2 protein-coding genes are annotated in these 3230 nt (G+C 71.2%); one reads left to right on the forward strand and one right to left on the reverse strand.

The window, feature by feature from the left end; translation table 11 throughout:
- Positions 1-717 (reverse strand): helix-turn-helix domain-containing protein (locus tag GT354_RS26140; RefSeq protein WP_161358828.1); only part of this gene is annotated, 717 nt, incomplete at its 3' end.
- Between the two features lie 217 nt (positions 718-934).
- On the opposite strand from GT354_RS26140, the gene GT354_RS26145 reads away from it, so the two are divergent.
- Positions 935-3230: sensor histidine kinase (locus GT354_RS26145; protein WP_161358827.1), on the forward strand; the 2296-nt coding region annotated here is incomplete at its 3' end.

Genomic DNA, 3230 nt, shown 5'->3' on the forward strand with positions numbered 1-3230 from the left:
GGCGGCCGTCGCGAGCTGCCGGTCGACGGGGCCGGCCGACGCGGGGCCGGTCGGCTCGGGGCCGCCGGCCGCGGTGTCGGCCGGGCCGGGCGCGGGTGTCCCGCCTACGGGGGCAACGTCGGTGACGGCTCGCGTCACATCGACGGCGCCGACGGCATCGACGGCGCGGACGGCGCTGACTGCTTCCACGGCACGTGTCACATCGGCCCCGCTCGTCGCACCGGCAACACCCGCCGCACCGGCAACACGCCTCGCGCCGGCCGCGCCCGTCGCGCCGATCCCCTCGACCGTCGCCGCCAACACGGGCACCAACACCCGGTCCAGGCACAGGTAGTCGCCCGCGTCGTACGCGGTCCAGCCGTACGCCAACTCCCGCCGCACTCGCGCCGGAACCGGGCCGCCGTCTGCGAACTCGGCCGCGCGGACGCCGAACCCGTACCCGATGTCGGCGCGCCGCAGCGCCGCACACACCGCCGCGAGCGGGTCGGGCCCCGCTTCGCCGGCACCGCCCAGGTCCTCCGGCAGCAACCGGTCGAGCCCGACGTGCAGTACGGCGCTGGTGTGCGTGAGCAGCGACAACCGCGGATCGGCCTGCCGGTGGCCGGTCTCCACGTCCTCGACCCAGCGCACCGATCGGCCCATCAGGCGGGCGAAATCGGCCTGGGTCAGCCCGCGTCGGTTCCGCCAGTAGGCGATTCGTCGACCGATGCCGCTCATGGCGTACACGCGGACGCCCTCCCCCCGAGGTGCCGTGACATCCGTGTCGCGACCCGTGCGTCGAGACATCCGTGTCGTAACGAGTACGCGTGAAGGCAATCACCCACGCGGACTGCGTGGATTCTCTCGCGTGGGCCGCCGGTACGTTCGGCCGGGTCGCGGCAACCCAGGCGTTTCGGAGCCGGTCGCCCTGCTCGGGAAGTCGATGAAAACACTGATGCGTGCCCCACGGGCCGACGAACCGATACCCACGCACCAGGAACCGCAACCGGCGGCCGGGGAACCAGCCCGGCCGGACCGTCGCGGCCTGTCGATCCGTACGCTGCTGATCCTGCTGACCGTGGTGCCCTCGCTGGCGCTCGTCACATTGTGGGGCTTCACCAGCTACCGCTTGGTCGACCACGCGCGCAACGTGGACAACGAGACCCGGATCGCGCAGAACGCCGGCACACCCGGTTACGACGTCATGGTCGCGCTTCAGATCGAACGTCGCCTGACCGCCGCGTGGTTGGCGGCGCCGTCACCCCAGGCGACCAGTGCGCTGGGCGCACAACGGGCCAAGACGGACGCGAGCGTGGTCCAGTTCACCAAATTCACCGACAGCACCGTGCGGGAGACCCCGGGTAACGCGGTCCGCCGGTCCCACGAGATCCTCACCGGCCTTGCCAAGCTCACCGACCAGCGCCGCACCATCGACAGCGGCATCAGTCCCGACCGGGACCGGTTGCTCGGTTTCTACAGCACTCGGATCGCCGACCAGATCTCGCTGTTCCAAGCGCTCTCCCAGTCCTCCGACTCCGACTACACCTTCGCGGGGCAGTCGCTGGTGGCCCAGTTCCGCGCGGGAGAGGCACTTTCGCGCGAGGACGCGGTGATCACGTACGCGCAGGCGAGCGGCAAGCTGTCCGCCGCGGACTTCGCGGACTTCACCCAAAACGTCGGCGTGCGCCGGCACACCTACGACGACCAGATCGACCCGTCGCTGCCCGCGGACCTGCGCCCCATGTACCTGACCCTCACGAGCAGTCCGGCGTGGCTGGACCTGGTCAGCATGGAGTTCGCGGTCGTCGCCGCCGCCGACACCCCGGCGCAATCGATGCCGCGCGGCCGGGTCACCGCGCAGGGAACCCCGGTACCGGGCGAACTCGTTGACTGGCGTTCCACGTTGGATCGTCTCGTCGGCGAGATCGCGGCCTTCGACAGCGCGCGCACCGATCAGGTCCTCGCGATCGGCGAGAAGACGACCGACGACACCTGGAATCAGGTGTACCTCCTCAGCGCCCTGGGCTTCGTGTTCGTACTGGCCGGTGGGCTGTTGTGCTGGCGCGTGACCCGCTCGGTCCGCGAGCGACTGGTCCGGCTGCGGGACGCCACCGTCGAACTGGGTACGCGTCGACTGCCCGACGCGGTCGAGCGGTTGCAGCGCGGCGAACACGTGGACGTGGCGACCGAGGCCCCGGACCTGCCGACCGGCCGGGACGAGATCGGCCAGGTCGCGGCGGCGTTCAACACCGCGCAGCGGGCCGCGCTCGACGGCGCGGTGCAACTGGCCCGTCAGCGCGAGGGTTTCGCCAAGGTCTTCGTCAACACCGCTTTGCGTACCCAATCCCTGGTGAACCGTCAGATCGGCGAACTGGATGCGATGGAACGACGCCATCAGGACCCGGAACTGTTGCGCGAACTGTTCACCATCGACCACCTGGCGACCCGGCTGCGCCGATACGAGGAGAATCTCGTCGTGCTGACCGGCAACCGGCCGGGCCGGCGGTGGAGCCGCCCGGTGCCGCTGATCGACGTCGTGCGCAGCGCGGTCGGCGAGGTGGAGGACTACCACCGCGTCGACGTGTACGCCGACACCGACCTGGAACTGAACGGCCCGTCGGTGGGCGGCCTGATCCACCTGCTGTCCGAACTGATCGAGAACGCGGCGATGTTCTCCCCGCCGGACACCCCCGTGCACGTGCGCGCGGTGTCGGTCGCCAAGGGGCTCGCCGTCGAGATCGAGGACCGTGGCCTGGGTCTGCCGGACGACGAGATCGAGTCGTTGAACCGGCAGTTGGCCACGCCTGTGGCGTTCGACGTGATCGCGCTCGCGGAGGACGTCCGACTGGGCCTGTTCGTGGTCGCACAGCTCGCGGAGCGGCTCGGTGTGAGCGTGACGCTGCGCTCGTCGCCGTACGGCGGGACGCTGGCGATCGTCTTCCTGCCGGAGGACCTGATCACGCGTGGCTCGACCGGGCCCAAGGAACCGGTCGAGCAGACCGGTCCGTTCCGGCTCGCCCGGGCCGGCGAGTCGGAGTCGGCGGGGCGCCAACACCCCGAGCCCCTCGCGCTCCCGTCCGCCGCGCGGCCGGCGCTGGAACCCGTCCCGGCCGAGGTGTCCGCGCCGAGCGAATCGACGTCGGTCGAATCGAAGTCGACCGCCGCGAATCCGAGCGACGCGAAGCCGGCCGACGCCCGGCAGACCGGAGCGAACCCGACCGGTGCGAACCCGACCGGTGCGCACGCGACCC

This window comes from Streptomyces sp. SID3343, from assembly GCF_009865215.1.
Classification (GTDB): domain Bacteria; phylum Actinomycetota; class Actinomycetes; order Streptomycetales; family Streptomycetaceae; genus Embleya.